The organism is Vibrio sp. 03_296 (assembly GCF_002265885.1).
Genome location: NZ_NPKW01000138.1, coordinates 1 through 25,200 on the forward strand (window position 1 = coordinate 1; position 25,200 = coordinate 25,200).

Below are 25,200 nucleotides of genomic sequence, written 5' to 3' on the forward strand. Positions count from 1 at the left end.
ATCCACGGTTTGAGCGCGCGAAGGTTTGTTACTAAACGTAAATGAGAATTGTTATTATTGTATTTCTGTCGCGAAAATACAATATGCAAATGCGAATTATTTTCTTTTAACTCAATAACGCTGATGACGATGGGTTTTTAGGGAGAGGAGAGAGCGACGAAGAACGAGGGATTAGGTGAGAGGGACAAGGGGCGAGTAGGGAGGGCGAGTAGGGAGGGGCGAGTAGGGAGGGGCGAGTCTAGAGGAACTAGAAGGCGAGTCTCGTGTTAAGACATTATCCCCTCAGCTAAGCGACTTAAGCTGAGGGGCATGCAGGTTTAAGTTGGCGCACGACCAAACGAGTTAGATGTCGGTGTTGGCGATGCTGTTGACCAGCTTTTCCCGCTCCGACAGAGAGAGATGGATAACATTGCTGTAGGTGCGCTGCATGACGCGAATATCATTTTCTAGCAGCTGAGTGAGTTTTTTTGCCGCCTCTTTGTTTTTGCTCTCAAGCACCAGATCGAGGATCTCAATCCGGCGTTGGCAAGATTTAATGACTGACGATTGAATGTGCATAGAGACGAGGTCGGTGGCTTTGCGCATGCGATTATGTTGCTGCATATTGCCCAGTAAAAAACGGTTGCCTGAACAGGCGGCGAGCAATTCATGAAAGTCCGCGCTTAGGTTGAACAAATCGCTGGCGTTGACGGTGTCTGGCTGTTGAATCGCTTGCAGATGGCGCTCGCGACACTGCTGTAACGCATTGAGATCGGCTGACCAACTTGGTTCGAGCAAGCCTGCGGGTTCGAAAATCAGCCGACATCGGTAGCTTTCGGTGTGCCTTTCCAGCGTATTGAGAACGCCGTCGAGGTGCCACTTATAGCCGGGGCTTCGGCGCAAAATGCCATCATTTTCGAGCAAGCGGAGTACGCTTTGTATCTCGCCTCGATTGGCGTTGTAGCGCTCTTGAAGCTCCTTTTCTGAAAACGCCGCGGCGATCTCCCCAAAGAAGAGATCCATCAGCAACCTAAGATACAGTTTCTCCTGACGAGATGCTTTATTGTCGGCATTCTCGTTGGTTTGAATGGAGTGAGCATCGATCTGCAACGTGAATCCCTTATTGGGCACAGCTTTAGCGATGCCTACGGCAGACATGTAGCTGAGTACGGCGCGCATCGGAGTTCTCGATACTTGGAACTGGTTGGCTAATGACGATTCATTCAGGCTGGCGCCGATTTTTGCGTCGTCGGCTTTGAGCTTGCTGACCACTTGATTGAACAAATCTTGCTGAAGTTTGGTGATGGGGGCTTTTTCCATGAGTGACATAGGCTTAGTGTTTTCTCCACATGGTAAACACAAATTTATCTTATTGCCATTTATTGCTTTTTAGTCCCCAAAATACAATTTAAAAAGTCACGCTACAGTGACCGTAGAAGGCGAACGTTAAGCCTTCTACGGTGAGCGATTTTTTTCATTTGAGGAAGATTAACGCCTCATCAGATAAAGGAAGTAGCCACCTCCAATCAAAGAGGCCAAGAGACCAGCGGGGAATTGCCATGGGAACCAAAGGGTTCGCCCAATCCAGTCCGCCGAGACCATAATGGTCGCCCCCAATAGTGCTGCGGTGAGCATTTGTGGTCTTGCTTGGTATTGATGCAGTGAGCGCGCCATATGCGGAGCCAATAGGCCAACAAAGCTTAGTGGGCCAATCACAATGGTACACAACGTAGTGAGTGCGGCCACCAGTAGTAACAGCACCAACCTGACCAGCGTGGCGTTCATGCCGATGCTGTTGGCGGTGATTTCTCCTAGGCCGATTAACGCTATCCAGCGGCTTAGTGACAAGGCGATGCCACCCACCAAAGCTACGCCAATGGCGAGCAACACAACGTCACTGCTGGCCACTAAGTAGGTGGAACCCGATAACCAAGTGAGCAGAGCGGCGGCATTGTCGTGTCCTGAGCTCATGGCGACTCTGAGCAGGGCATCCAAACCGGCGCTTAGGGCAATGCCGGTCAACAAGGTTTGTGTCGGAGCGAAGTGATGCTTTCTACCCATGAACCACACCACTGCTGCCACCGAGACCGCACCCAGCGTACCCAACAACATTTGCTGCTCTCTACCCACGGCAATACCAAATAGCGAACCGAGTACAAGGGCGAGCGCCGCGCCAGAGCTGATCCCCAATACTTCTGGGCTAGCCATGGGGTTGCCGGAGATGCGCTGGATAATGGTACCAGCAAAGGCCAGCCCTATCCCGGCGATCAGCGCAACCAGCAGACGTGGTGCACGCAGCTCAAAGAGCGATTGAGTGAGGCCAAAGCTCCAGCCAAATTGGTTTTTACCCAACAAGAGCGCGAACAGAGAAACGATGGAAAGCACCAATGTCAGCGCGGTTAGCACGTATCGAGCGTTAACCCGTTTATAGTGTTCGATGTGTTCAGAGCGTGCTTTCAGATCGGACTGGAGTTTACTTCGTTGCAACAGCCACAACAAAAATGGTGCACCGATTAAGGCCGTCATGGCGCCGGTAGGTAGCAGTTCACCCCCCACGCCAGAGAAAGGTTGGATCAGCAAATCGACGATAAGCAGAATCGCGCCGCCAATCACGCCGCTGGTAAGAATTTGCTTCGCCAGCGTTCGAGCGCCGAGCATTCTCGCTATTGCGGGCGCAACGATGCCGACAAACCCTATCAAACCGACTTCGCTGACCACCGCAGCAGTAATGAAGATGGTGAATGATAAGCACAACAGTTTAATTTGCTTGATGTTAACGCCTAACGAAGTGGCGACATGGTCACCAAACTGCAGTGCAGACAATGGCCGTTGCAGCAGCAAAAGCAACATCGTCGGGATCAAAACTAAAGGCAACAGCATGTGCGTGCTCGACCAGTCGTTTTGGTTGAGCACACCCGCTCCCCACACAAAAATGCTGGTCAGGCGCTGCTCATTGAGCATCAAGAGCATGGTGTTGAGTGAGCCCAAAAACAGACTCACCACCATGCCCGCAAGCACCATGTGTAAGGGCGAAAACCCTCTAGCCGCGCTCAAGACAAACACCAGCCCAGTGGCTAGGCAACCGCCGATAAACGCGGGTACAAAACCAGGTATCGCCAAGTTCGCCGGGAGCAATAAAATCCCCAGTACCATCCCCAGTTCAGCGCCCGCCGCGACGCCTAATGTGGTTGGTGAGGCAATCGGGTTACGTAACACAAACTGCATCACACACCCAGCCACCGCCAAAGCAAACCCGCAAATAATGGCAACGCTCAGCCTCGGCAAATAGGTTAAATGCGTAATGAGATGCTGATAATTCGACGCATCAAAATGGAAGAGGGTGTTCCAAATCAGGCCAATACCTTGGGAATAGGGCGCGGTGAGTTGCAGCAGTAAACCAATAAGTAAAACCGCCGCGCTCAATAACGCTGCGGTTTTAAAAGGAAATCGCCCTTTGGCCGGGGCTGAGATGTCTAAGGTATTCATTTGGGCTGGGTGAGTTGTCCAGTCATGTGGTCACTCAATCGTTGCGCGGCCAGCAATCCACCAAAGGTCCAAATGGCAGGAAGTTCGTAAACCGAATCGGTGCGGCTAAATTCCATGGCTTGCCAAAGCGGCGACTGCGTCAGCTGCTGGCGTTCTTCCTGGCTCAAAGGGCCAAAAATCATCACATTTGCTTTTTGATGTTCCGCCAGTTTTTCTGTTCCGGTGGTGGTGAAACCCCAAAGATTGGTGGGTTCCTGCCAATCGTTTTTGAGCCCCATCGCATTGAGGGTGTCTTGAGCCAAAGAGCCTTCACTGTGAATACGCAGGGTTTTGTCGTTAATAAAACGAGCAAACAGCAAGGGCTTGTCGGCTTTTCCGGCTGAGGTGATTTTTGCCCCGTTGGCCGCAAGACGCTGGTCAGTTTGCGCAATCACTTGCTCCGCTTGCTGCTCTTTATCGAACAGCTTGCCGAGTGAGCGAGTAATGCGTTTGGCCGATTCCAACGGTTGCTTTTCTTCGCTGTAGACGCTGTAAACCAGAACCGGCGCAATCTTACTGAGTGGCTCATAAGCGGCCGCGAGATGCTTGCTGATTAAGATCACATCGGGCTGGATGTTGCTCAGTAGCTCTAAGTTAGGCTCTTGGCGTGAACCGACATCAATCGCATCGGCGTTTAGATGGGGTTCGGCCACCCATTGTTGGTAGCCGCTAATGTTTGCCACGCCTTCAAGTTCAACACCTAAGCTGAGTACGGTTTCGGTGAGCACCCAATCGAGTGCCACCACTTTCTTTGGCGTGGTTTCAAAAGAAGCGGTGCCCATTTCATGGGGGATGTCGAGAGCATAGCTGTTGAATGCCAAGGCTGCAGAGAGCATCAAGATGATTTTTTTCACAACAGATTCCTTCTGATTTAAGGGATGTAACTGATCGGTTTGCCCGTTTTGGGGTGAGCGAATAACGCGAGCTCCATACCATAGATTTTCATCAATGTTTCTGGCGTCATTAACGCTTGAGGGGCGCCTTCTGCAATCACTTTTCCGGAGTGGAGAGCAACAAGGTGATCGCTAAACTTGGCCGCCATATTGACGTCGTGTAGCACCATGATCACGGTTAAGCCCATGGTTTGATTGAGCTCGCGAATCAACGCTAACAGCTCATGTTGATGCGCCACATCCAAGGCGGAAGTCGGTTCGTCGAGCAAAATGCACTGACTTTGCTGCGCGAGCAGCATCGCGACCCAAGCGCGTTGTCTTTCCCCGCCGGACAAGGTGGCAACGAAGCGTTGAGCAAACGCCGTTAAGCCCACTTTTTCAATGGCTTCATCGACAATCGCATAGTCTTCTTTGCCATAACGACCAAAGGCCCCTTTCCATGGATAGCGCCCAAAGCAGACCAGCTCACGAACCGTCACTCCGTCTGTGATGGGGGGATGTTGGGGAAGGTAGGCCACTTGATGGGCAAACGCTAAGCTGGTGAACGAAGCGATTGGCTGTTGGTTAAACAGAACTTGCCCCTGCGTTGGCGCGTTTTGCCGACTCAGCAATTTAATTAAGGTTGATTTACCACACCCATTGTGACCAAGCAGTGTAGTGACTTTCCCCGATGCAAACGTGAGATTGGTCGGAGATAGGATCACCTTATCGTCGATTTCGAACGACGCATCGACAAGTTGATACATAAGCGAAATAGGAAGTTGAGTTATTGGCTACGAGCCGTTCACTTTAGCACGTGAAAATTGCAATGAGAATTATTTTCACAATCAATCTCTCTATCATTGGATATGTAACGCACCGTTGATGCGGATGATCGCGCTTCGAGTTATTCGCGTTTGTTATCTGGATGCCTCGGGCAGTCACGACACAGCTTTCGCCCTTGGCATTTGTAGACTAAACAGCAACTGGTGCGCACCAAGCAAAGCTGTCGTGATGTTTCATCGTAACGAAGAGAGTGGATAAGCTTTTCAGGCAGCTGGCAGGCTGCAAGCCACAGCCGCGCGTGTTCAAGGAAATAGTCGCCCGAAAGGGCGGGATAAAACTGGCTAAGTTTCACCAAACAGCCGAATACGCCATCCGCAAACAAGTGTTGGGTAAAACCGGGGCGGATGCGGGTCCAGAGACTCATCTCTTGGCGGAAGTAGTCGAAGAGCGCGCAGAGTTCTTTGCCTGCATGGGCAATCAATTCTTGCTCGCTGCCTTGACGATATTCATCGTCGTCAAATTGATAGCCACTGACGAACCTTGGGTGAACGTGTTGGCCTATGGATGAAAGCTTTGGCAAACCTTGGCAAGAGTAGATGGCAATAAATGCCACATACAGCGGTTGCCAGCAGAGCAGCGTCCAAGTGCGCGTCAGCCAATAGGCCGCCCCAGCTTCGGGATGCGCGAGTTTGAGGCTTTCATACAGCGCGCGGATAGGCTCGGAACTCGCGTGATCGATATGGATAAACCCATGCTTGGCGCAGACTTCTGGCGGCGGTTTGATCGCGCCATGCAGATAAGGGGTGACGTGTTGTGAGTGTTCGAACAGATGCTCAAAAAACGAATGGCCACTCATGTTGTTGTGCTTATGCCGTGAAAGGGTGAGGCAAGAATAAAGAAACTGTGTTGTTATTACAATTGATTCTCATTTAAATAATTGATTGGGATGTCTGATGCGAAACAGCCAACCTTTGACGACAAAAAAGCGCTAGCCACGCAAGGGGGCTAACGCTTTCAATCAAGCTTGAGCACGATGAACCATCATGCACTGCGTGTTGAGTTATTCGTCAATTTCGCAGTCGGTGCAGCTTTGCAGTGCGATTTCGTGTTCGAAAACCACCACCTCTTTGCCATCGGCGAGTAGCTCAGCGATTTCATCCGCGACTTCTTGCTCGTCTTCTGCTTCCACTTGGTCTGCCAGTTCTTCGTCTGAATAGCCGTAGAAGTTCAGCAATAAGTAGTCACGCGCTTCTTCTTTTGTGCACGTTACGTTCACAGAAAGATCCGCTTCAACGTTTTCCTGCGCGATGATTTCAGCTATTTGAGCAATTACATCTTCTTTCATTGCTGCCGTTAACCAACCCAGATCCGTGCTTACTGTGGTCTTTTTGCAGTCAAAACAAGGAAGTTGATGAAAGTAGTATTGAAAATCAGTCATAGGTCATTTCTTCTTTGAGTGTTGATAGCAAGATTATGCGTGTTTTTTGACAAATTACTATCTCAATCAATGTGGGCGGGGATATTACCGATGTCGATCGGCCAAGCTGAATGTTGCTACTGCGTCCATAACTTGCTTTTTTATCCGAAGTTACAATGAATTTCGTGATTTTTCTGCATAAGTTTTTGTCAATTCCCTCTGACATAGCAATACCAAATCTGACAATGTCCAGACATTAAAGCCGATATGATTCCTGCAACTTTGTGTATGAGGTGTAGTCATTCGACTACCTAATAATGGCTGGAATCATAATGACGAAACGTTGGCTTGTCTCTGCTGTGAGCGTAGCGCTGCTCGGCGGTGGTGCGTATTTCTATCTGCAATCTTCGGCGGAGCCGGACGCTTTTCCCACGCTTGTGGTGACAACGGGCACCATTGAAAAACAGGCGGTGGCGGTCGGCAAAATTGTTCCAGCGCATTCTGTGTCAATTAAGTCGCAAATTGATGGTATCGTCGGGGAAATTTACGCGAAAGTGGGTGAAAAAGTCACGCAAGGTCAACCGCTGATCAAAGTGCGTCCAAACCCGACCCCTCAAGCCCTGACGGATGCCTCGGCGGCGTTAATGCGCAGCGAAGCTGATCTCGAATCCGCCAAGCAAAAACTCACCAACCTAGAAAGTTTGGTGAAGCAAAATATCATCCCGAAAAACTACGATGAGTATGTCAGTGCGCGCTCGACGGTCAAATCCGCCCAAGCGGATGTGCTGCAAAAACGGCAAAATCTCGAACTGATCCGCAGCGGTGAGGCCTCTATTGGTGATGCGCGCTTAACCTCCACGATCTACGCGCCCATTGATGGCACGGTGCTCAATCAAAAAGTGGAAGTTGGCGAGCCGATCATTTCCACGCAATCGAGTCAGGCCGCGACGGAAATGATGTCGTTAGCCGACATGAACAATTTGATCTTTAAAGGCAGCGTCAGTGAGCATGATGCGGCGCAGCTCTCCCCGGGGATGCCCGTTATGCTCACCGTTGCTCCCTATCCTGATGTGGCGATTTCTGGTGTGCTCACCAAAGTGGCGATTCAATCAGAGAATCTTAACTCGCCAGAAGGTAATGCCTCTGCCAAGAGTTTTGATAACGGTTTTGAAGTTGAAGTAGGGCAGCTCAACATTCCAAGCGAAGTCCTGTTGCGCTCGGGGTTCTCGTCTACGGCGAAAATCACGCTGAAGAAATCTGAAAACGTCTTAACGCTGCCAGAGCGGGCATTGCAGTTTGAAGGCGATGCGCCTCATGTGCTGATCCCAGATAGCTCCGAACAAGGTTTCCACGCGCAGCCTGTGCAGTTGGGGCTCTCTGATGGCATTCACGTTGAAGTGCTGGATGGCGTGGCGTTGGATGAAGAAATCATCGACAACAGCATGATGATGGGAGGCTCGCATGGTTAACAAGCACCTATCGAAAATCGGCTTGGCCGTGCTGGCGGCGACGCTGAGTTTGCCCAGCCATGCCATCTCCATTGAACAAGCCTGGCAGCAAGCTAAGCAAAACGATCCGAATTACGAAAAAGCCAAGATTGGCGTGCAACTGGGCCAAGCGGGCGTGGACAGCAGCCGCAGTACGTTGTTGCCGGATCTCAGCGCCAGCGCCTCTCTCAATTGGAGTGAATCTGCTGACAGCTCCAACAGTTATGGTGCGACCTTATCGCAAACCATTTGGGACAGCAGTTTGTGGTCGAGCTTAGATCAAGCAAAAGCCAACTACCTGAAATCGGAGCTGGAATTGTCTCAAGCGCACAATGAACTGGCGCAGAAACTGCTCGCTGCCTATTTGGATCTCGCCAGTGCGCAAGGCGACTTGGTGTTGGCGCAAACCAAGCTGGATGAGGGCAACAAACTGTTGCAAATCATCGAGAAGCGTTATCAAGCAGGTAAGGTCAAATCGGTGGATGTGGAAGAGATGCGCGCGACGCAAGTCTCTGAGCAAGCGACGATTCTCAATGCCCAAGCGGATCTTGAAGTGAAAAGAGCGGAACTGGCGGCGCTGATCAACCAAGTGCCAGAGAGCGTGGATCAAATTCGTACCGACACTCTGATTCAACCGCCGATGCTGGTGACCTCTCAGGCGCAGTGGCTCAAGTTAGCCAAAGACAGCAGCCCAGAGCTGCTGGTGGCGGCGCAAATGGTCAAAGCCAGTGAGTTCGCAAAGCAGTCCGCCAAAGGGGGCTATTACCCGACCCTCAGAGGCAGTGTGGGTTACAGCGATGGTGATCAACGCTCCAACGGCGAGTTTAATGCGGGCCTGACGTTGAGTGTGCCGATTGATCTCAACGGCTCGGTGAGGAGCAAAGTTGATGAAGCGTCGTTGAACATTTTGAGCGCCAAGCAAGAGATGCGCCGAGTCGAAATCGACATCCAAAAGCGCGTGATTCAGCAATTTACTCAGGTTGAGATCAACTGGAACCAAGTGTTGATTGCTAACGAGCTGGTGGCCTCTCGCGGTAACGTATTGGCCAGCAAAGAGAAACTCTATGATGCAGGTTTGTTGGAAGTCTCCGATGTGATCAGCGCGCACAACAGCTTGTTTGAGGCCAAACACAGCCTGCAAACCAATTTGTACAACTACTGGCGCCAGCGAATCGCGTTGCTGCAAACCGCAGGTAAGCTCGATGACGATATCATGGCCCTCATCTCCCGAGCTTTTCATTCATGAGCGCGTTATTGCAACAAACATGGCAAACGTTGATGGCGCACCGTATGAAAAGCGTGTTGGCCATGATAGCCATTGCTTGGGGGGTGATCTCCGTGGTGGTGCTGATCGCCCTCGGTGAGGGATTTTATCGTCACCAAACTCAGCAGTTGTCGTTTCTGGTGAACAACGTGCAAGTCGCTTTTCCATCCAGCACCAGCAAGCCGTGGCATGGCCTTCCTTCGCGACGCCAAATTCAGCTCTCGCAAGATCACGTCGATATGATCACACAATCGGGCTTTGTGAAAGCGGCCTCAAGTGTGTACGCCAAATCAGACGCCAGAGTTACCAATCAGCGCGGGCAAAACTTGATGAGTAACGTCAGCGGGATAGATTCCTCTTACTTGTCTTTGCTGCAACTCAAATTGATGCCCGGCTCTCGCTATTTGTCGCCCAGCGATATTCGCAACCATAGCCGTGTGGCTGTGCTGGGGAATCAAATCGCGCAAATGGGAGGAATCCAAATCGGTGACACGCTCAACGTGAATGGCATTCCTTTTTTGATCATTGGCATCACCGCCAGTGAGGATATGGGCATTTCATTTGGTGAAAGTCGCAGTGTACTTATTCCGCAAACCACCTTCCGCGATTTGTGGAATGCCAAACCGGAGATGATCATGCTCAAGCCGATGGATGGCATGGATAGCGCGTCATTTCGACAAGCGATTGTTCAATTTTACGCTAAACAACTGCATTTTGACCCGAGCGACAAAGAGGCGATCAACTTGCCCGATTTCAGCGAAGGCGCAGCACTGATCACCGCGATTTTCCGTGGCATTCAGATCTTCCTTGGTGCAAGTGGTGCCATGACCATGGCGGTGGGCGCCTTGGGAGTGGCCAACATCATGTTCCTTTCAGTGACGGAACGTACGCGAGAAATTGGGGTGCGTTTGGCCATTGGCGCGACGCAAAAATCGATACTCAGTCAGTTTATTCTGGAAGGGTTGTTCTTAGTGGCGGTGGGGACGGCGCTTGGATTGCTGGTGGCCTATTTGGTGGTGGGGTTACTGAGCTCTATCGCGCTACCTGATTGGTTAGGCTTTCCGGTGATAACGGGCGATTCCATTGTCTGGTCTTTGCTTGTGACCTTGATTCTAGCGCTGTTGGCGTCGTATTTCCCCGCAAGACGAGCTTCCCGCCTCACGCCCGTGATTGCGTTAAGTGCGAGGGCGTAACCATGCTGCTACCGATGAGACAAATCTTTCAAGAAATGGCCGCAGAGAAGCTGCGACTGGGCTTGACCATTCTTGCTGTGGCATGGGCAACGCTGTGTATTGCGGCGATGTTGGCGGTGGGGGAAGGCATTCGCCAGGGCGTGTTGAGAACCGCGCAAAATGGCAACGGCAACCTGATTTATTTAACGGGCGGGATGGCCAGTATCGATCACGGCGCATTCCATCAAGGCAAATTTCTGACTCTGAAAATCGAGGATGTGGGTGTGGTTCAAGCCTTGCCAGAGGTGAAAAGCGTTGCGCCAACCGCGCGATGGAATGAGCCGATTACCGTGGGTGACCGCGGTTCATGGCAACAGCCGTTAGCCGTGACTACCGAATTCGCCGCAATGACCAAACTTGCGCCTAGAGAGGGTGGGCGCTGGTTCAATCCGCTCGATCAAAAACAGATGCGCAAAGTGGTGGTGCTGGGTTACTCCCTGGCGGCGGATCTGTTCAACCCTGTGGAAGATTTCAGTTGGTTCGCACCGGTGACCTTACAAGTCGACCCTGTCGGCCAAAAAGTCAAAATTGGCAGTGAAGAGTTCACCGTGATTGGGGTGTTGAAAAAGAACAGTGCCGAGATCGAACAAGGCGATTTGATCAACTACTCAAGCTTTGTCCCGCTGGCGACTTGGAAGCGATTCCATGCCAATGGCGAGATTGGCGGCATTAATGTCGAGCCACAAGCGCACGCCAACCGCATTCAACTGGCGCAGACCATTCGCCAAGTGATTGCACGCAAACACGGCGCGAGCGTCAGTGATGAGCAAGTGGTGCAAGTGGACGACATGTTCCTCAAACAAAAAAGCATGCAGCAGTTCTTGATTGGCCTGCAAAGCTTCCTTGGCATTATTGGTTTCGTCACCCTAGCGGTGGCGGGTGTCGGCATTGCCAACGTGATGTACGCGACGGTGAAGCGCTCGACGCGAGACATTGGCGTGCGCATGGCCGTTGGTGCCACGCCCACCGCGATTCGTTTGCATTATTTGGTGCAATCGTTAATGACCATGATGCTCGGCGGTGTTCTGGGCTTGAGCGTGACGTACGCGCTGGTTTCGGCCATCAGTGCCATCAATCTCGATGGCAACGTCTTTTATGAAGATCTTGGCAAGCCTGTGCCGGAGTTGTCATGGATGGTGGTGACGATTGTGATCGCCACCTTGGTGATCATCGGTATGGCCTCGGCTTGGTTGCCAGCCAACCGAGCGGCCAAAGTGAGCCCATTGGAGGCGTTACAAAGTGAATAATAAGCAAGATTGTGGAGAGAAAATGTCAAACACGCCGCTGGTTGAACTAACCAACATCTGCAAATTTTACGCCAGTGGCGAGGCGGAAGTGCGTGCGCTAGACGGCGTTGACCTCACCATTCACCAAGGCGAGTTTTTGTCCATTTTGGGGCCATCGGGCTCTGGCAAATCAACGCTAATGAATATGCTCGGCTGCCTCGACAAACCCACTGAGGGCGAATATCAACTCGGTGGCCAGAACGTTGCGAGTTTAAGTGCCAACGAGCTGGCAAGTATTCGCAATCAGAAGATCGGTTTTGTCTTTCAAAGCTTCAACCTGCTGGAATACGCCACTGCGCTAGATAACGTGGCCTTGCCGCTGGTGTACTCTGGCATCAAAGCCAAAGAGCGCCGCCAACGCGCGGCCAAATTGTTAGAGCAGGTGGGGCTGGGGGATAGGCTAGACCACAAACCAAACCAGCTTTCCGGCGGCCAAAAACAGAGGGTGGCGATTGCCAGAGCCTTGGTGAACGATCCGCAAATCATTCTTGCCGATGAACCGACCGGCGCGCTGGATTCGAAATCGGGCGCGGAGATTGAAGCGCTGTTTAATCAACTCCACGCCGAAGGCAGAACGCTCATCATTGTGACGCACGACAACGCTTTAGCCGAGCGCACCAAACGCATCATCACCATTAAAGATGGCAAGGTAATCTCAGACAGAGCGCCGAGTTAGCACCGGGATCTCGGAAAGGAAACCTTGAATCGCCGCGCGTTATGCGCGGCTTTTTGCCAGTAGCTGTCAATAGATGAGCCGACCTGAAAGACAGGGTTTATTCTCTGTTGGGCATTCCATCCATCTTTAAGTCAATAAGAGCTGGTTAGATCTCCTTATACACTCCTCCATTCTCCATTGTTTAAGAAAAATCTAAGTTTTATGACTAGTTGGTATTTATGCTATAAACTAACGGAGATAACTTGCGAAATGAAACGTGAGCTATGAGCTCAAATGTTCGTTGAAAGAGAATGGGTCAATAAATGTAGATATGTGTCTATCTACGTTTTTTAATTAGTCATTTTAGTTTGCGTCCTAAATTAACAGTAACTATCTGTAAAGTAATTTCATGCTTATGAAAAAATACGAAGAATTAGTCCAAGATATAATCAGTAAAATTTGTCAAAATGTCATTGATGTAAAATTGCCATCAGAGCGCGAATTGGCGGAAAAGTATGATATTTCACGTTTTTCGGTACGAAAGGCGCTGTCTAAACTTGAAGCGATTGGTATTGTTAAATCCAAAGTGGGTTCAGGTTATTTCGTAAATACCTCAATTATTGGTTCGCCACTCATCTATAACTCTGTCACTGAAAATAAGTTCGGTGAAATTTCATATAAGAAAATAAAACTTAATAAACGTTTGCCCACTACACATGAAATGCAGATGTTTTCAATCGAAGAAAATGAGTATGTTTGGGTTATTAAACGACTTAGATTAATTCAAGGGAAAGTGACACAAGTTGAAGAAACTAAACTTCCTGTAAATATGTTTCCTAAAGTTAACAATGAAATAATCGAGAGCTCACTACAAAAATATGTATTGTCTCTAGGGCTAGAAATTGATAGTTATTTAACCAGTTATCGAGCCATCAATGTGTCTAAAGAAGATGCAGAGTTACTCAATTGTAAGCGTAATAGTTCAGCCATGAATATTACGAACAGAGGTTTTTTAAAAAACGGAGAAGTATTTATTGTTAGCGATATTATAGATATCAATTACCAATGTACTTATCACACCCAGTTTAACCCAGAGAGCTTGAGTTACAGAGATCAAAAAGACCGCGGATAGCGGCCTTTTTAAGCATGGACATTAATCCGGTTAGCTAAGGCAAGTGAGGACTCAAGGGGTATGAATACTGCCGTCTGGTAAGCGGCTTTGAGTCCACTCATGTGGGCGATATTCAACCGGAAAATCTCGTGCTGCTTCACGGTCCATTTCAACACCGATACCGGCAATCTCAGATGCGTAGAGGTAACCATTGATTGGCTCCGCCGCGTTTGGGAAGACTCGTTGCGTATTGGCTTTATATTCTACGTGTTCTTGAATGGCTGCATTGTGCAGGTGCACATTTAAGTGAGTATTCACTGCGGCTCCAATTGGCGTCATATCTGGTGGGCAGTGCCAGGCGATGCGCACGCCAAAGTTTTCACAGAAGTGCCCCAGTTTTAGGGCTGGAGTAATGCCACCGATTTGTGATACGTGACAACGAATGAAGTCGACACGGCGGTTGATGATCAAGGCTTTCCATTCTTCAGGGTTGTTGAACAACTCGCCTAATGCCAAAGAAACGCTTGATTGGTTACGGATGTTATCCAACCACTCTGTTTGGTTTGGCGGTAAAATATCTTCAATAAAGAATGGGTTATATTTCTCTACTTCTTTCGCAAATTGAATTGCTTGGTTTGGAAACAAACGCTCGTGTACATCGTGAAGAATATGGAATTTTTTGCCGTATTTTTCACGTAGTTTTTTGAACATTTCTACTGTGTTATCAATATATTGGTCTTGGTCGTAATAAGAGCCTTGTGTTGGGTTCTTCGCCGTCTGAATATTTTCTGGTACGCCGCCGTAGAACCCTAACTGACAGCGAATATGTTGATAACCCAGAGCTAAGTATTTTTCGACTTGCTCATACAGGCCTTCCATCGTATCACTGGTAGCATGAGTATATACTTGAATGGCATCGCGAGATTTACCACCAAATAATTGATGGAGTGGCATGTTAGCTAATTTGGCTTTTATATCCCATAATGCCATGTCAACACCGGAAATAGCATTATTGATCACTGGGCCATTTCGCCAATAAGCATTAACCATCATCATTTGCCACAGATCTTCAATGTTATGTGCATCTTTACCAATTAGTAATGGCTTAAGATATTCATCAACCATAGTTTTTACAGCTAGTGGTCGTTGCTGGAATGTTGCACAACCGTAGCCTGTTACACCAGATTCTGTTTCTACAATAACAGTAATCAGGTTATGTCTGTCTGGCTTGGTAATCACACACTCAATATTTGATATGGTATTTTTGTTCACTTCAAACTAACTCTGGTTAACAGGATTTATTTTATATAAGCGTGAAAAAATACAAATTACAAGCGATAAATTATGCTTGAATTTAACTGGTTCGTTCCTGTTTTGAATTTGGCAAGAAAAACGAACCAATTGACTAAAAAAGCCAAAAATTTAATTTTTAGCCATCTTATTGTGAGTTTAATCACTAATTTGTCGATTGGATAAATATGACCAGTGGCTAAGATGAGCGCAGTGAATGAGCAGATAAAGCACAAAGGAAAGCATGATGCAATTGACACAAACAGACATGATTACTGGCGATGCATCGTCAGGTAAGGCTGACGGCTTTAGCATGAAACTAGAAGAACTGGTTGTAGCATTGGGTGGCAACGATAACATTGCTAACATTACTCACTGTATGACTCGTTTACGCTTCAAACTCATCGATGAATCGAAAGTGGATAAAGATAAATTAGAAGCCATTCAGGGGGTAAAAGGTGTAGTGCTTGGGCAAGGTCAGACACAGGTAGTCATTGGTGTCGACGTTGAAAAATGGTACCTAGCACTGTCCGGTGCGAGTGCTGCGCCAAAAGGGGTGGAAGTGGAGCAGGAGAAGGGTAAATTATTCCAAAATGCTATGCGTATTGTCGCGGGTATCTTTGGCCCTGTTGTGCCAGCGATTGCGGGGGCGGGGATGCTGATGGGGTTACTCTCAGGCCTGATTGCGACCAACGTCATTTCTGAAAGCTCTGATACAGTATTTTTCTTCCGTTCTATTTCTGTCGCAGTGTTCTTTTTCTTGCCAATGCTGGTTTCTTTTTCCGCCGCAAAGGTCTTTAGAGTGAACGAATACATTGCGTTAGCCGTTGCAGCAGCGATGATGTCACCAAAGCTATTGGAAAAAGCGAGCCTCCTTTCTGGTGTAGGTAGCGCTCCAGAATTGAAGGTGTTTGGTGTTATTCCCATTGAACTGCTTAATTATGGTGGTGCGATTGTTCCTGCAATTTTAGCGGTTTGGGTACTATCTAAAATCACCCCTATGGTAGATAAGTTCGTTCCTGCTTCTGCCAAGCCAGTGTTCACTCCGCTACTTTCTTTTACGGTGACTTCAACTTTGGTTCTGTCAGTGGTTGCCCCTGCGGGTATGTGGCTAAGTAATGGCGCTGGTTGGGTAGTCAGTTCTCTACTAGAGGTTTCACCTACGTTAACTGGTTTTGTGTTTGGGTTGACGCGTCCTATTACCATTGTTTTTGGCATTCATCACAGCATGACGCCAATCAGTTTGAACAACTTCGCGCTGTACGGAAAAGATCTGCTGATGCCAATCATGTGTTTGGGTAACTTAGCGATTGCTGGAGCGACAATGGCGATTTGGTACAAACAGCGTCAGTATGCGACGAAGGAGCAATCGTCTATAACGTTAGGTTCTGGTGTCACTGCGATTCTTGGTATCACTGAGCCTGCGTTATTCGGTGTGCTGACCAAATACACCAAAGCACTGTTTATGGCGAGCTTGGCGGCGGGCATAGTGGGTGCGATTTCCGTCACCATTGACACGCATCTAACCAGTTACATTCTTTCGTCGGTATTCAGTTTGCCAGCGTATTTGGCTAGTGGTACTCAGAACTTTGTTCAAGCGGTGTTGGGTGTGATAGGTGTCTTTACGTTGTCGTTTGCAATGACCATGATTTTTGTACGCATCGATAACAAGTAGTTCTCTTTTCTTCAAGTAGACTTGTCGTATTCATTTCGACAGGTCTACTTAGTCGGACGTCCTGTCCCCATCCCACAACGCCAAACATTGTAACCGAGTTCCAATGACTATCAAGTAAATCAACAAACGCAGGCACGATGTTGGGTTGTGCAACGTTATTCTTGGCTTTAACACCTGCATGAACATTGCCTGTCAGGAGACGAAACTGTCGAAAGGTAACTCGCTACCTACGGCTTTTTGCCAGTAGCTGAGCCACTTTGCCTTTGGTGGTTTTACTCACGGTTTGCATAAATTGAAAGCTTGGGTTGGCGATACCTGAGTGCTGTAACTCTTCCACCATCAGTAGCCACAATCTGGCCGTCATTTGAGCATCGGCTAACGCTCGGTGAAATACGCCGTCGTTGTCGATGTTTTTATAACGAACCAACTCACCAAGCTTGTGTGATGGCGCGTCTTGGATAAGCCGCCTTGCCACTAATAAAGAACACGCGAACTCGCCAGAATAGCCACAGTGGATTCGTTCAAGCTCTGCATCCAGAAAGCGTTTATCGAATGAGGCGTTGTGCGCAATCAGGTTTTCACCCGCGATAAACTCACTAAACGATGCCATCACTTCATCGCAACTGGGCGCGCTGCGCAGCATGTTATTGGTAATGCCGGTGTAGCTTTCAATAAAGGAACTGACCCGAAAGCCAGGGTTCATCAACTGCTGGAACGTCTCCACCACCTCGCCATTCACCATTTTTACCGCACCAATTTCTATCGCGCGATCCCCCAAGTTCGGTGAGAGACCAGTGGTTTCAAAGTCGAGTACGACAACGGAATTGGCTTGAGGCATAAGGATTTCCAACTAAACAATAACGCGCAGAGTATCTGCGAAAGTGGTGAAAAAGGGAAGGAGGGGGATTGGTAAATCGGAGTTGCTCCATTCCTACTTAAGGCGATGACTTAGTGACGGGGTACGCTACTGAGCTTTCAATACGTGAAGTTGTGGCAGATAGCAGTACGCTACTACTCGGAAACTTACCGAATTGAGCATTCGTTATAGAATGATCCTAGTTTTAAATATATATATTTGCTTAATGTTGGCGTATGAAAATAGAATCAAAGTAGTGGTTGTTCTTGTCGAGATGACGTAGAGTGCTCGACTAACTAACACATTTATTTTACGCATCATAAAGTTAATCATTCAAGGATGGTTTGCTCAAGCGGCAAAGACAAGGAATGACCATTATTAATAGATTTCTTAAAGCTGTGTTCATATATAGAGGGCTGCCTTCAAATATATACTACATAGCTATTGCTAGAATGATACTTGGCATGGGTAACTTTATTATTCCATTCTTAGTGTTACTTCTTACCGAAAAACTGTCTTACTCGACAACGGTAGCTGGTTCTTTGGCCATGGGAGTTACGGGAGCCTATCTTGCAGGTAACTTCTTAGGTGGCAAGCTTTCAGATACGTTTGGCCATAAGAATATCATGGTCGCTGGCGAACTAATCGGTTCAATCTTGTTATTGGTATGCGGGTTTGCTCCTAATAGTGCAATATTAGTTCCTGTTTTACTTTTTGCTGCTTATTTCTTTATGGGAGTCGCATTACCTGCAAGCAATTCTTTGGTTGCCGACTTATCGACACCAAAAAACCGTGATGCGGTAATGTCACTTAGTTACCTAGCATATAATTTTGGTTCGGCTGTGGGACCGATATTAGCTGGGTATCTTTTTTGGAACTATACGAGTTGGATATTTTTTGGAAACGGGCTTGCAGCTTTAATTGGGATTTTGGTTGTTCTATTGCTCGTAAAACCAGAGACTATTCATCAAATTGAATCCACTGAGGCAGACTCTGAACTAGAAAAATGCGTTTCAGGCTCTGTTTGGTCTGTACTAATGGATAGACCTCATCTTATCGTTTTTACTTTGTTTACTGGATTATTGTGGTTTTCTCTCAATCAAATGACGATGGCGAGTCCTTTATATTTGAACCATGTTTTTGGTATTGAAGGTCCTGTTCTTTTTGGGCAATTAATGACATATGCCTGCGTACTGGTTGTGCTTATTACACCATTGTTGATGAAAATGACTACGTCAAAAACAGAGACAGTGAGTCTTGCATATTCGGGGTTGTTGTTTGCCTTTGGCTATTTTCTCGTATTACTGTTCCCAACTATCCCTGTTCACTTTCTGGCATGGTTTTTCTTATCAGCGGGAGAAGTTTTATTGCTGACTAAAGAGGGCGTTTATTTGGCAAACCAGTCGCCAAATAGCCACAGAGGTAGAATTCAAGGTGTCCTTATTACATTTAGAAGTTTGTTGGTAATGCCTAGCTTTGTCATTATTGGGTTCACTATAGATACATACGGATATCTATCTACTTGGACAATTGTTATTGTGGTATCCATTCTTGCTGTCATCGGATTGTTAGCGATGAATCGCCATCAAAACAGAGTTCAGCCTCTTCTCTGTAACTCAGATTTGTCTAAAAATAAGCCAACACACACAGCAACCCACTCCTAATGGTGAGCAACTAAATCCAAATCACAGACATGGTGATTAAAGCTGCCGCCTTCCAAGTCTTTGTCTTTGATCACCAGATAAACTTGGGCGTCGACAAACAGCTTCACCAAATCGCCGTTGAGTTGCCCTTTTTCCTATGTCGACTCCCCGCAGATGTTATCTGCGAGGGAGACGCAAAGGAAAATTAGCTGAACGGGTTGTCACAAGTGACAAGGTGGTCAGTCACGTCGCCTGCGTTTATCGGGCAAGCTGATTTGGTTGATTTTTCTTTTTGCAGCAACAAGCGTCGACATGCCGTGAGTTCGGGAGAAAAGTGCAGCGACAGTGTGTTCATACTCACGGTGCTGGACAGGGAATAAATCTTCTTGTGGTGATCGGCAAGGTTCGTCCAAATCGTGTAGGAGGCTTTCTCCGCGTGATACGGGTTAAAGTGTACAGGTACTGAGCAAGCGGCCACCATTGATTTCGCTTGATACACCGCTTCACGCCGTTTTTGGGCGGGTTGAGCAAAGGTAAAGTAATAACTGGCGCGCTCAAAGCGTTGTGTCGCGCTATTGCCTCCAGGTGCGGAGTACACCGGGTGCTCAACGGGAGCGTTCGGTCTTAGGCCCCAAATGTACTGCCAATAGGCCGTTAACAATCGTTGAGTCTCGTAGTCCGGCTGATTGGTGACTACGGTATCATGACGGCTCTCATACAGCTCAAAGCAACCGTTGCGCACTTCGATCACGCCTGAATTGCCTTCGGCATCGGAAAGAGCAAGGTGAAGATGCGATTGAGTGTCAGAGGTATCGGGTAAAAGTTCCGAGACAATCGTAATGTCTTGAGTCGCAAAATACTGAATAGCCTGCTGCACGTTAGCGAACTGGTCGAGTACAAACTGGACCCAGCGATTGGCGCTGAGGAAGTGACCTTTACCGTCAGTAGGTCCATAGGTGACATGGGAATCGTATAAGCCATTGACTGCCAGCCCCGCTTCATTTAATCCGTCGACGGCGGCATAGCCCTTTTTGTTGCTACCCATGACAGTGGTTAAACTGGCGTATTTAGATGTCCACTGCAGTACCTGCTGTGGTGCGATGTGAAGTTCGGCCGCTGACTCGGCGCTCAGGCCACGGTTTACGGTACCCTTGGGAAATGCATAGAAGTAAGTATTGACGGGCCAATACCAGTCCATATTGCGTGCTGTCACTGGAAATTTATCGTTTAAGTTGTTGAATATACGTGTGCACATATACATTGATGCCCTTGTTATCAATAAGTTGATCAGGTTATCATCTTTGATGTTTTTAGACATTGAATCCATGGATGGAAATATGAACATAAATGAGCTCGGCGGCAGCTTAGCGCTGCGCCTCAAAGTGCTCAAAGGCATGAGCCTCGGGATAGGAAGCTTAGCTTTCTTGATGGCAATTGGTAACTATGTTGTTAGTCAGAGCTATATCTTTGGCACGTTGGAAGGCTTGTACGCGCTTTACTCTTGGCACGTTTATCGTCAAATTGATCGGGGTAATGTATTTAACGGTCACAAGTACATTATGTCACTGTGTATTACGCTGCTCGTTATTATTGGAACTTTCCTTAAGCCAACGGTCTACGGTGTCTTTTTTTGGTCACTGGTTTTGCCTATCGTTTACTATTTGTTGCTGGGTTACAAAGTCGGTTTTGTTGCGAGTGTGTGTTTGTTTCTGATTCAGATCGTCAATATTACTTATCAGTTTTACCTAGAACAGTACTTTGATATGTTGACGATGATGATCAATTTCTCCTTTTGTTATTTCAGTATTTCTGCAATCGCGCATGTGTATGAATTCAACCGCGAGTCAACGGAAAACAAGTTAAGTAAGTTGGCCACGCTTGATCCGCTGACTGGAACCAATAACCGCCTCGCTCTGAAACATCGTTACCAAGCGCTGAAAACTCAAGGTTCACCCTTCTTTTTATTGGTCTTAGATATCGATCACTTTAAAGCGATCAATGATGAATACGGTCATGACGGAGGAGACAGTGTTCTTCAGTCTGTGGTGAAAACAATGGCCCATGTAGTGGGAGAGGAAAATGTGTTCCGCCAGGGGGGAGAGGAGTTCTGTATTCTGTTGGCGGGTGTTTCTCAGCAGCATGCGCTTAAGAGTGCGGAGACTATACGTCAAGCCATTGGTTGTACGCCTGTTCATTATCGCGAGGGGGTGATCTCAGTGACGGTCAGTATTGGTTTGGCTGAAGCGCATGCGTCGAGCTGCGTCGATGAAATCAATCGTCAAGCGGATGCCAATCTTTATGATGCAAAATCCCAAGGGCGCAATAGAGTAGTTGCGTAGCGCAATCTTAAATCGACCTGCTGTTAGTTGAGCTGGGGCGAAAAATGAATACTCTGAGTTTGTCATGATGGTCTGATCGAAAAATCTACTCTAAGGTTCAAAAGAAAAACGCGTAATAATTGTTCTGATATGGCGTTATGATATTGGCCACATTCTTCTTCCCAAAAGATGAGGCCAACACACGGATACATTCAACTTGACAGATTAACGCTACCAATTTTTTCGCTTTAACCGGTAGATATTACCATCAAGAGTTTTTCCGGGAAATTTTAAAAATGATAGCTAGCGCCTAAAGAGAATACGCTAATGTCTGATTCAATACTGATATTTTCCGTGCCAACTTTCACTACATCCAATTCTGGGCGCATGAAGTCCCAAGATGCTCGAATATGAAACGTTGGTGATAATTTAAGTTCAGCGCCTAAACCATACATACCCGTTAAAGTGCTATCAGAAAGGGTAGAGTAGCCCGGTGCATTTACTAGAGCATTCGAAACTTTAAACTCTGCGTTGAAATAGGCTACCCCTGCCTTCGCATACAATTCAAAAGTGTCGGTTACTGAAAATGACAATTTGGGTTGAACGGATAAAAAGTACATATTACCGATAGTTACATAGGTGTCTTCTAAAGCATCGTATCCACCAATAGCACCTTCAAGGGCGAGAAATGAATTGAACTTATAACCACCATAGATACTGCCCGCAACGCTTTGATCATCGTCTAGTGCCAAGTCCATCGAACCAGAACCAAAACTAGTGTTAGCATTCCCCTCTGCATTTTTAAATGATGCTAAGCCTAGTGAACCTCCTAAGTACGGCTCTGAGTGTGCTCCAAAAGAGATTGCTCCCGCGATAACTAGAGTAAGAATGGATTTGTTTGTCATGTTTGTTCCTGTCTTTAAATTAATACAACACTTTGTTATCCAGTTACTTCCTAGTCTGAGCCATTTCCTTAATGATCAAGATAACTGATGAACAGTGTGCAATATTTTATTGATAGAAAACATGAATAATTTTGAGAAAAATCTGCATGATTTAAGCAAAAGCACTCGTAGGTATGTCAGAGCAAAAATTCTATATATGACTAAAAAATTAGTGTCGGTGAAAATTGAGTCAGAAAATCTATTTTGCTAAATATTTCTTGAGATTGCTTTCGATAACTTCCCATCGAGTTTTACTAATAACTTCCAAAATTATTTTTATTAAGTCAGGCTTGTCGTACGTAAATTCATGGATGAAGATAATAACTTTTGTGGAACTTGGGGGAGATCTTCTCAATGTACGACAACTGTTTTTCATCACTATCGCTATTGGCAATATTGTGGGCTCTTAACTTGCGAATGATTGGATAGCGCGCACATTGATCTCGCTACGGACTGTAAGTACAGATAAAACCTCATCTTTCATCTTTCATCTTTCATCTTTCATCTTTCATCTTTCATCTTTCATCTTGTTGGCGGTTGGTAGGCGCTGTTCCTACCTCCGCTCATTCCTAAACCATGAATTTCCTTCATGTTCAATGTGAAACAATACCAATATTCTTCAAGTCGCGAAGCAAGTATAAAAACCGGACTACTCTGGTGCTTGCCAAGGTGAGTGCGTTTTTGTGTCAAAGACGAAACGCAGCGCAAACTGGCGATTGGGAAAACCAAAAAACACAACCACCCCATGCCCAGAGAGGAAAAGTCAGCGTTATCTAAGGAAATAGGAGACCCACTCACCATGAACGATTTCACTTTTGCGATCAAACGCATTCGCTTTGACGAGAACTATCAGCCCTCGGACAACACGCGTATCACCACCAACTTTGCTAACTTGGCTCGTGGTCAGCGCCGTCAAGAGAACCTGCGCAATGCGCTTCGCATGATCGACAACCGTTTTAACGCCATGGCGAGTTGGGATAACCCAACCGGCGATCGCTACTCAGTGGAGTTGGACATCATCTCCGTGGATATCGATATTCAAGGCAGTGGCGAAGCGTTTCCCTCGATTGAAGTGCTCAAAACCAACATCCTTGACCGCAAAACCAATGAGCGCATTGAAGGCATTGTCGGCAACAACTTCTCTTCTTATGTACGTGATTATGACTTCAGCGTGCTGTTGCTCGATCACAACAAAAATCAGCCTCAGTTCAGCATTCCAGAGAATTTTGGAGAGCTGCACGGCAAGCTGTTTAAGGCGTTTGTCAGCTCGGCTGAGTATCAACAGCATTTCAAAAAACGGCCGGTGATCTGCCTGAGCGTGTCGGACAACAAGATCTACCGCCGCACGGAAAACCAGCATCCGGTGTTGGGGTATGAGTATCTGCCTAACGACTCGTCGCTGACAGAGCAATACTTCCAGAAAATGGGCTTGCAGGTGCGCTATTTTATGCCGCCAAACAGCGTTGCGCCGCTGGCGTTTTATTTCTTTGGAGACTTGCTGAACGATTACTCGAACCTTGAGCTCATCAGTACCATCAGCACCATGGAGACGTTCCAAAAAATCTACCGCCCAGAGATTTACAACGCCAATGCCGTGGCAGGGCAACGCTACCAACCAAATTTGAAGAACCTTGACCACTCGTTAACTCAAATCGTCTACGACCGAGAAGAGCGCAGCCAATTGGCCATTGAGCAAGGAAGATTCGCTGAAGCGCATTTCATCAAACCGTACCAATCGCTCCTTGAGCAATGGTCGGCCAATTACGCGTAAGCAATCAGCACAATCGAGAAGGGAATGACGATGAAAACACTATTACCTACTTCCACCGCGGGCAGCCTACCGAAACCGTCATGGCTGGCTGAGCCGGAAACACTGTGGTCGCCATGGAAGCTGCAAGGCGATGAACTGATTGATGGCAAACGCGATGCGCTGCGCCTCGCTTTGCACGAGCAAGAGCTGGCGGGCGTGGATATTGTCAGTGATGGTGAACAGACTCGCCAACACTTTGTGACGACCTTTATTGAGCACCTGAGTGGAGTGGATTTTGAAAACCGCAAAACGGTGACCATTCGTAACCGTTATGAGGCAAGTGTGCCGACGGTCGTGGGGCCGGTGAGTCGCACTAAGCCAGTGTTTGTGGACGATGCCAAATACTTGCGCCAGCAAACCAAGCAGCCGATCAAGTGGGCGCTACCGGGGCCGATGACGATGATCGACACGCTCTATGATGATTACTACGGCAGCCGTGAAAAACTGGCGTGGGAGTTCGCTAAAATCCTTAACCAAGAAGCGAAAGAGCTTGAAGCGGCGGGGGTCGACATCATCCAATTTGATGAACCCGCGTTTAACGTCTTTTTTGATGATGTCAACGACTGGGGCATCGCTTGTTTGGAGCGCGCTATCGAAGGGCTGAAATGCGAAACGGCAGTACACATCTGCTATGGCTACGGCATCAAAGCCAACACCGATTGGAAGAAAACGCTTGGCTCTGAGTGGCGACAATACGAAGAAGTGTTCCCGAAACTGCGGAAATCCAACATCGACATTATCTCACTGGAGTGCCACAACTCGCGTGTGCCGATTGAGCTGCTTGAGTTGATCCGCGGTAAGAAAGTGATGGTCGGCGCGATTGATGTCGCCACCAAAGAGATTGAGACGCCTGAAGAAGTGGCCAACACCTTGCGTGAAGCGCTGAAATACGTTGATGCAGATAAACTCTACCCGTGCACCAACTGCGGCATGGCGCCACTTGCTCGTGATGTTTCCACCGCTAAGCTCAACGCCTTAGCCGCCGGCGCTGCGATAGTGCGAAAAGAACTGGCTGGCTGATTTACTGGCGAATATCCGGCTGAGACTTGT

Annotated in this window: 21 protein-coding genes; 11 read left to right on the plus strand and 10 right to left on the minus strand. The window is 47.7% G+C overall.

Annotation, left to right across the window (positions count from 1 at the left end; all coding sequences use genetic code 11):
- Positions 1-342: 342 nt before the first annotated feature.
- The 6 genes from CIK04_RS17550 to CIK04_RS17575 form a co-directional block, all read right to left on the minus strand.
- Entirely contained in the window at positions 343-1,299 is a 957-nt protein-coding gene (locus CIK04_RS17550; protein WP_176463366.1) for a GntR family transcriptional regulator, read from the minus strand.
- 168 nt (positions 1,300-1,467) lie between these two features.
- Positions 1,468-3,465 (minus strand): Fe(3+)-hydroxamate ABC transporter permease FhuB, encoded by a 1,998-nt coding sequence (gene fhuB / locus CIK04_RS17555; protein WP_097353252.1) that lies wholly within the window; start codon positions 3,463-3,465, stop codon positions 1,468-1,470.
- Positions 3,462-4,358 carry an iron-siderophore ABC transporter substrate-binding protein gene (locus CIK04_RS17560; RefSeq protein ID WP_097353251.1) on the minus strand — a complete coding sequence of 299 codons (897 nt, stop codon included), beginning with the start codon at positions 4,356-4,358 and terminating at the stop codon, positions 3,462-3,464. The genes fhuB and CIK04_RS17560 overlap by 4 nt, the downstream gene beginning before the upstream one ends.
- A 17-nt stretch (positions 4,359-4,375) precedes the next feature.
- Positions 4,376-5,143 (minus strand): ABC transporter ATP-binding protein, encoded by a 768-nt coding sequence (locus tag CIK04_RS17565; protein ID WP_072609401.1) that lies wholly within the window; start codon positions 5,141-5,143, stop codon positions 4,376-4,378.
- 140 nt (positions 5,144-5,283) lie between these two features.
- Positions 5,284-6,018 carry a siderophore ferric iron reductase gene (locus CIK04_RS17570; RefSeq protein WP_097353250.1) on the minus strand — a complete coding sequence of 245 codons (735 nt, stop codon included), beginning with the start codon at positions 6,016-6,018 and terminating at the stop codon, positions 5,284-5,286.
- Positions 6,019-6,222: 204 nt separating this feature from the next.
- Positions 6,223-6,600: a hypothetical protein gene (locus CIK04_RS17575; protein ID WP_072609403.1), complete on the minus strand. Its 378-nt coding sequence runs from the start codon at positions 6,598-6,600 to the stop codon at positions 6,223-6,225.
- A gap of 311 nt (positions 6,601-6,911) precedes the next feature.
- Between CIK04_RS17575 and CIK04_RS17580 the strand changes: the two genes are divergently transcribed.
- From CIK04_RS17580 to CIK04_RS17605, 6 genes are all read left to right on the plus strand, one after another.
- A complete protein-coding gene (locus tag CIK04_RS17580; RefSeq protein ID WP_038969302.1) occupies positions 6,912-8,048 on the plus strand; it encodes an efflux RND transporter periplasmic adaptor subunit in 1,137 nt (378 codons plus the stop codon).
- Positions 8,041-9,312 (plus strand): TolC family protein, encoded by a 1,272-nt coding sequence (locus CIK04_RS17585; protein WP_097353249.1) that lies wholly within the window; start codon positions 8,041-8,043, stop codon positions 9,310-9,312. The genes CIK04_RS17580 and CIK04_RS17585 overlap by 8 nt, the downstream gene beginning before the upstream one ends.
- Complete coding sequence (locus CIK04_RS17590; protein ID WP_039547639.1) at positions 9,309-10,523, plus strand: ABC transporter permease; 1,215 nt, start codon at positions 9,309-9,311, stop codon at positions 10,521-10,523. Before CIK04_RS17585 ends, CIK04_RS17590 begins: the two co-directional genes overlap by 4 nt.
- 2 nt (positions 10,524-10,525) lie before the next feature.
- Positions 10,526-11,809, plus strand: coding sequence for an ABC transporter permease (locus CIK04_RS17595; RefSeq protein WP_097353248.1), 1,284 nt, complete (start codon positions 10,526-10,528; stop codon positions 11,807-11,809).
- Positions 11,802-12,524 (plus strand): ABC transporter ATP-binding protein, encoded by a 723-nt coding sequence (locus CIK04_RS17600; RefSeq protein WP_017421429.1) that lies wholly within the window; start codon positions 11,802-11,804, stop codon positions 12,522-12,524. Before CIK04_RS17595 ends, CIK04_RS17600 begins: the two co-directional genes overlap by 8 nt.
- 394 nt (positions 12,525-12,918) lie before the next feature.
- Positions 12,919-13,635, plus strand: coding sequence for a GntR family transcriptional regulator (locus tag CIK04_RS17605; RefSeq protein ID WP_080541717.1), 717 nt, complete (start codon positions 12,919-12,921; stop codon positions 13,633-13,635).
- 51 nt (positions 13,636-13,686) lie between these two features.
- Here the strand turns inward: CIK04_RS17605 and CIK04_RS17610 are convergent, their stop codons facing one another.
- Complete coding sequence (locus CIK04_RS17610; protein ID WP_086468267.1) at positions 13,687-14,886, minus strand: enolase C-terminal domain-like protein; 1,200 nt, start codon at positions 14,884-14,886, stop codon at positions 13,687-13,689.
- Between the two features lie 286 nt (positions 14,887-15,172).
- Between CIK04_RS17610 and CIK04_RS17615 the strand changes: the two genes are divergently transcribed.
- Positions 15,173-16,579 carry a PTS transporter subunit EIIC gene (locus CIK04_RS17615; RefSeq protein ID WP_232708685.1) on the plus strand — a complete coding sequence of 469 codons (1,407 nt, stop codon included), beginning with the start codon at positions 15,173-15,175 and terminating at the stop codon, positions 16,577-16,579.
- Positions 16,580-16,802: 223 nt separating this feature from the next.
- Here CIK04_RS17615 and CIK04_RS17620 read toward each other — a convergent pair whose 3' ends face one another.
- Positions 16,803-17,417, minus strand: a complete 615-nt coding sequence (locus CIK04_RS17620) for a PolC-type DNA polymerase III (RefSeq protein WP_097353246.1) — start codon at positions 17,415-17,417, stop codon at positions 16,803-16,805.
- 386 nt (positions 17,418-17,803) lie between these two features.
- Here CIK04_RS17620 and CIK04_RS17625 point away from each other — a divergent pair, with 386 nt between their 5' ends.
- Positions 17,804-19,099 carry an MFS transporter gene (locus tag CIK04_RS17625; protein WP_176463365.1) on the plus strand — a complete coding sequence of 432 codons (1,296 nt, stop codon included), beginning with the start codon at positions 17,804-17,806 and terminating at the stop codon, positions 19,097-19,099.
- A gap of 184 nt (positions 19,100-19,283) precedes the next feature.
- On the opposite strand, the gene CIK04_RS17630 is transcribed toward CIK04_RS17625, so the two are convergent.
- Positions 19,284-20,333, minus strand: coding sequence for a linear amide C-N hydrolase (locus CIK04_RS17630; RefSeq protein ID WP_172665733.1), 1,050 nt, complete (start codon positions 20,331-20,333; stop codon positions 19,284-19,286).
- 82 nt (positions 20,334-20,415) lie between these two features.
- Between CIK04_RS17630 and CIK04_RS17635 the strand changes: the two genes are divergently transcribed.
- Positions 20,416-21,417: a GGDEF domain-containing protein gene (locus tag CIK04_RS17635; protein WP_097353245.1), complete on the plus strand. Its 1,002-nt coding sequence runs from the start codon at positions 20,416-20,418 to the stop codon at positions 21,415-21,417.
- Positions 21,418-21,686: 269 nt separating this feature from the next.
- On the opposite strand, the gene CIK04_RS17640 is transcribed toward CIK04_RS17635, so the two are convergent.
- Complete coding sequence (locus tag CIK04_RS17640) at positions 21,687-22,301, minus strand: outer membrane beta-barrel protein (RefSeq protein ID WP_045589748.1); 615 nt, start codon at positions 22,299-22,301, stop codon at positions 21,687-21,689.
- An 838-nt stretch (positions 22,302-23,139) separates the two neighbouring features.
- Here CIK04_RS17640 and CIK04_RS17645 point away from each other — a divergent pair.
- A complete protein-coding gene (locus tag CIK04_RS17645) occupies positions 23,140-24,111 on the plus strand; it encodes a DUF1852 domain-containing protein (RefSeq protein WP_097353272.1) in 972 nt (323 codons plus the stop codon).
- Between the two features lie 30 nt (positions 24,112-24,141).
- Entirely contained in the window at positions 24,142-25,170 is a 1,029-nt protein-coding gene (locus tag CIK04_RS17650; protein WP_097353244.1) for a methionine synthase, read from the plus strand.
- Positions 25,171-25,200: the final 30 nt, after the last annotated feature.